Raw genomic sequence first — 4,653 nt, 5'->3', positions numbered from 1 at the left:
TCTCGGATCTGGTGCGCAAGATGAAGGGCCGTTCGTTCCACAAGGTGCAACGGGAGTTTCCAGCCATCTGAAAGCGCTACTGGGGCTGCCGGTTTTGGGGGCGAGGGTCCTTTTCAACCACCAACGGTGCCATCACCGAAGGCATCCTGCTTCAGTACCCGGAACAGCACATCGCTGATCCTACCGGCGCCAGCCGGTAATCGTTCAGTCGGACAGTTGCGCATCCTCTGCAACCCGCCGTGCGAGGGGAGCCGCCACCGGTGTCGCGCGGATCGCGGCCAGCATCGGTGCAACGCTGAGATCCGCCGAACGCGGCCGGTTGCCCATCAGGAACGAGCCCTGCCACAGACAGGTCTGGATCGCGCGCAAATCCTCTTCGACGCGCGCCAGCCGTTCGCTTGCTGAAAACCGGGCAATGCCATGTGCATGGAGCCCGCACAACATCTTGCTACGCTGGATGTAGCACCAGCGCATCTTGTTCGCATCGCAGCGATTGATTTGCAAATTTCCGAACGTTGGGCCTACAGGCTGAGCCGGTGTTGCCCGTGGATATGCACCAGGATCACCATGTCGCGCCGATGGCGGGCGGCGCCTCCATGGCCGCAGCCCGTTGGTCAGTGCAATGCGAACCCCAGTCCGCTTTGCCAGCCTGTCGGTATGTGGCGTCGGGATTGACGTCATGATGCCTCCGGCCTCACCTCGCGATCATGTTTGGCAGCCAGGTCACAATTTGTGGGAAGGCAAAGAGCAGTGCGATCGCCACCACCTGGAGCCCGACGAAGGGGAAGATCCCCTTGTAGATTGCCGAGGTCGGCATGTCCGCCGGCGCCACCCCCCGCAGGTAGAAGAGCGCGAAGCCGAAGGGCGGGGTCAGGAACGAGGTCTGGAGGTTCACCCCAACGATCACCCCCAGCCAGACCGGGTCGACGTCCAGCGCCAGCAGCACCGGAGCAGTGATCGGGATCACGATGAAGATGATCTCGAACGTGTCGAGGATGAAGCCCAAGAAGAACATGATGACCATGACCATGGCCACCGCCGCCAGTTTGCCGCCGGGCAGGTTCTGCAGGAACTCGTGGACAAGATCGTCGCCCCCCATCATTCGGAACACCACCGAGAAGACCGAGGCGCCGAGCAGGATGACGAAGACCATGCTGGTGATCGTCGCGGTTGAGATGACCGTTGATTTCAGCACCTCGAAGCTGAGCCGCCAACGGAAGGCCGCAAGGATCATCGCGCCGACCGCGCCGACCGAGGCGGCCTCGGTCGGCGTTGCGATGCCGCCGAGGATCGAGCCGAGCACGGCGAGGATCAGGAGCATCGGCGGGACGAGGGCGACCAGCACCTCGCGCCCGAGATGCGCGCGCTCACCCTCTGGGACGGGGGTCGCCGGGCAGGAGGCGGGATCGCTCACCGCCTTGAAGAACACCCAGGCGAGGTAGAGACCGACCAGCATCAGACCCGGCAGCAGCGCCCCCGCGAAGAGGTCGCCGACCGAGACCGGCACCGGGGCGAAGTTGCCCTTGGCCATCTGCACCTGGCTGTTGATACCCGAGAGCATGTCGCCCATGAAGATCAGCACGGTCGACGGCGGCACGATCTGGCCCAGCGTGCCGCTGGCGCAGATCACCCCGGTGGCGAGCTTCGGATCGTACCCGGCCCGCAGCATCGCCGGGAGCGAGATCAACCCCATCGTCACCACCGTCGCGCCGACCACGCCGGTCGAGGCCGCGAGCATCGCGCCCACGAGGATGACCGAGAAGCCCAGCCCCCCGCGCAGGTTGCCAAAGAGCTTGCCCATGGTCATCAGCAGCTGTTCGGCGATCTGGCTGCGTTCCAGCATCACGCCCATGAAGATGAAAAGCGGCACCGCGACCAGCACCTCGTTGGTCATGAAGCCGATGTAGCGGTTGGGGAGCGAGCCGAAGTTAGATGGGTCGAACACCCCGAACCACATGCCCACCGCCCCGAACAGCAGCGATACCCCGGCGAGGGTGAAGGCGACGGGGAAACCGAGCAGCAGGAAGCCGATGACGCCGAAGAACATGAGAGCGGCGAGGATCTCGCCGATGAGAACGGGATCCATCAGGCGGGCTCCTCCAGGGTCTTGTCCGGTGCATAGCGCATGACGGCGGGAACGAGTTCATCACGGCCCGAGAGAATCAGCAGCGAGCGGATTAGCATCGCGACGCCCTGCAGGGCGAGCAGCCCGGCGAAGAGGATGATGAAGCTCTTCAGCACGAAGAGGCCGGGCATGCCGCCGACGTTGGCCGAGGCCTCGCGGTAGCTCCAGGCGCGGGTCACGAAGGGGATCGAGTACGCATAGACCACCCAACAGAACGGGAACAGGAAGATCAGCGTGCCGATCAGGTCGGCCAGCGCCTTCTTCTCCACCGAGGCGGGGCGATAAAAGATGTCGACCCGGACATGGTCGTCCCGCATCAGTGCGAAGCCCGCGACAGCCGTGAACATGGCGCCGTTCATCCAGATGTAAAGGTCCTGCATCCAGACGTAGCTTGTGGCGAAGAGGTAGCGTTGCACCACCACGGTGAAACACACCACCACGATGGCCAGCGCCAGCCACGCGAAGACCCGTCCGATGACGAGGTTGAGGCCGCAGATCAGCGCGGCAAGCCCTGCAAGAAATCGCATCCTGAACCCTTTCCCAGGCGCCGCGAAGGCCGGCGTCACCGCGTCCCTGCCCTTGCAGGGGCGCCGTCGGGCGGAACGGGCGCGCCGCCCGCGTGCAATCGGCCTCTGTCCGGCCCGCCTGAAACGTGCAAGGCCCGGACCTGTCGGTCCGGGCCAGATGTTCCGATCCGGAGGGGATCAGAAGGTGAAATACTTCTCACGCGCCTGGACGAAGGCGCCGTCGGTATCGCGCGACCGTGTGCGCACGATCTCGAGCGACGAGACAAAGCTCTCGGCGGTCTTCTTGACCATTGCGTCATCCGAGTCGCGCAGACCGTTGATGATCTCCTTCGCGGCTTCGGCACCGGCCTGCAGGATTTCTTCGGGGAATTGCAGCACGTTCACGCCGTGATCGTTGATCAGGGTCTGCAGCGCGCGCGGGTCATTGGCGTAGAAATCGGACGCAACCTGGTCATACTCGGCCTGGCAGATGTCCCTGACCAGGGCCTGCAGATCGGCAGGAAGCTCCTGGTACTTCTTCTTGTCCACGACCAGCTCGGTGGCAAGGCCGGGTTCCACGAAGGAGGGGAAGTAGTAATTCTTCGCCACCTGGTAGAACCCGAGCGCGAGGTCGTTGTAGGGGCCGACGAATTCGGCCGCGTCGAGCGTGCCCGACTGCAGCGCCTGGAAGATCTCGCCCGCCGCCATATTGGTCACGGTGGCACCCAGCATCTCCCACACGCGGCCGCCGAGACCGGGGGTGCGGAAGCGCAAGCCCTGAACGTCAGCCACGCCAGTCAGCTCGTTGCGGAACCAACCGCCGGCCTGGGTGCCGGTGTCGCCCGACAGGAAGCCCTGCACGCCAAACTGGTCATAGATTTCGTCCCAGATCTCCTGCCCGCCCATGTAGCGGATCCACGCGGTCAGCTCGCGCGAAGTCATGCCATAGGGCACACCGGTGAAGAACGACAGCGCGGGCGACTTGTTCTGCCAGTAATAGGCGGCACCGTGGCTCATCTCGGCGGTGCCGTCGATCACCGCGTCCAGAGATTGCAGCGGCGGAACCAACTCGCCAGCCGAAAAGACCTGGATCGTCAGACGGCCACCCGAGGCTGCGGTAATCCGGTCCGCCAGCCGCTGCGCACCGACCCCGAGGCCCGGAAAATTCTTGGGCCAGGTGGTGACCATGCGCCAGGTGATATTGCCCTGCGCGACGGCCGGCGCCGCGAGAGTGGAAACGGCAGCCCCGGCACTAAGTGTACCTGCTGCACGGATGAAAGACCGACGATCCAAGGTGAACCTCCCTAAGAATGAACTGCTCGGCGTCCGCAGAGCGCGTTCCACCAAGCCTCGATTACGCTATTATTAAAAAGGTTCGGGAAAGTCTACGCTGCATCACGTCTAGATCCTCGATCGACGATCCAATCGGGTTCTCCCGATCGGTGATAATCTTTGGTAGAACCGGTCAAGGTCTTACCAAGCTTCAGGAAAAGACCGGCAGCAACGCCCCCTTGAAGAAGTTCCGGCTGAACATCCGCCAGATCATCGAGGACGATCACACGCCGTTCTATCGCATGGAGTTGACCGCCGAAGACCTGGTGATCTTTCGCCCACGCTCACCGCAGAACGAACTCTTGCCCGAGATCAGGCTTCCGGGGTGGGCCGAGGAAAAGGCGCGAACCATCGCTAGGGAGAAGGGCCGGGACTACTACGCCCTGCGTTCTGACTGGCTGGCATTCGCCAAAAGCGAAGCGGCCAAGGGCAACCCGCCGAAGAACGCGGGCGCTGCTTTTGTGGCCTATTGCGGAAAGCAGGATAGCTTGCGTTAGCCGGGCCTGGCCCTGCCTCGATCAGGTTCCCTTGGCGTTGCGCCACGCAACGTGTCAATCGGCATTCAAGGCTGCCCCCTATGGGCGTCCAATTTTGTCTCCCTTGGTGCGAAGCAGGTCCGGCGCTGCGTAGTCGTCATGTAACGCAGCTGCGGCAGGCCTGCGTGGTTGCCGCTTGCCGCTACGCCCGGTT

5 protein-coding genes are annotated in these 4,653 nt (G+C 63.5%); 1 reads left to right on the top strand and 4 read right to left on the bottom strand.

The features are described from left to right. Nucleotides 1-204: 204 nt before the first annotated feature. From AB9K34_RS00120 to AB9K34_RS00105, 4 genes are all read right to left on the bottom strand, one after another. On the bottom strand, nt 205-474 hold the full coding sequence (locus AB9K34_RS00120; protein WP_369952474.1) for a glutathione S-transferase C-terminal domain-containing protein: 270 nt from the start codon (nt 472-474) through the stop codon (nt 205-207). Nucleotides 475-694: 220 nt separating this feature from the next. After that, the gene (locus AB9K34_RS00115; protein ID WP_369952473.1) at nt 695-2,086 is read right to left on the bottom strand and encodes a TRAP transporter large permease subunit; all 1,392 of its coding nucleotides are present in this window, start codon (nt 2,084-2,086) and stop codon (nt 695-697) included. Next, on the bottom strand, nt 2,086-2,652 hold the full coding sequence (locus AB9K34_RS00110; RefSeq protein ID WP_369952472.1) for a TRAP transporter small permease subunit: 567 nt from the start codon (nt 2,650-2,652) through the stop codon (nt 2,086-2,088). The genes AB9K34_RS00115 and AB9K34_RS00110 overlap by 1 nt, the downstream gene beginning before the upstream one ends. 177 nt (nt 2,653-2,829) lie before the next feature. After that, nucleotides 2,830-3,924, bottom strand: a complete 1,095-nt coding sequence (locus tag AB9K34_RS00105) for a TRAP transporter substrate-binding protein (protein WP_369952471.1) — start codon at nt 3,922-3,924, stop codon at nt 2,830-2,832. Nucleotides 3,925-3,941: 17 nt separating this feature from the next. On the opposite strand from AB9K34_RS00105, the gene AB9K34_RS00100 reads away from it, so the two are divergent. Beyond that, nucleotides 3,942-4,460 carry a hypothetical protein gene (locus tag AB9K34_RS00100; protein WP_369952470.1) on the top strand — a complete coding sequence of 173 codons (519 nt, stop codon included), beginning with the start codon at nt 3,942-3,944 and terminating at the stop codon, nt 4,458-4,460. Nucleotides 4,461-4,653 lie beyond the last annotated feature (193 nt).

Origin of the sequence: Sedimentitalea sp. XS_ASV28, from assembly GCF_041224545.1 — a bacterium.
Classification (GTDB): domain Bacteria; phylum Pseudomonadota; class Alphaproteobacteria; order Rhodobacterales; family Rhodobacteraceae; genus Sedimentitalea.
Note: the sequence above shows the minus strand (reverse complement) of the source record. Positions and strands in the feature narration are given on the sequence as shown.

Coding starts and splice junctions, on each gene's coding strand:
- AB9K34_RS00120 (WP_369952474.1), bottom strand. CDS start 474: ATGCGCTGGTGCTACATCCAGCGTAGCAAGATGTTGTGCGGGCTCCAT.
- AB9K34_RS00115 (WP_369952473.1), bottom strand. CDS start 2,086: ATGGATCCCGTTCTCATCGGCGAGATCCTCGCCGCTCTCATGTTCTTC.
- AB9K34_RS00100 (WP_369952470.1), top strand. CDS start 3,942: ATGAACTGCTCGGCGTCCGCAGAGCGCGTTCCACCAAGCCTCGATTAC.
- AB9K34_RS00110 (WP_369952472.1), bottom strand. CDS start 2,652: ATGCGATTTCTTGCAGGGCTTGCCGCGCTGATCTGCGGCCTCAACCTC.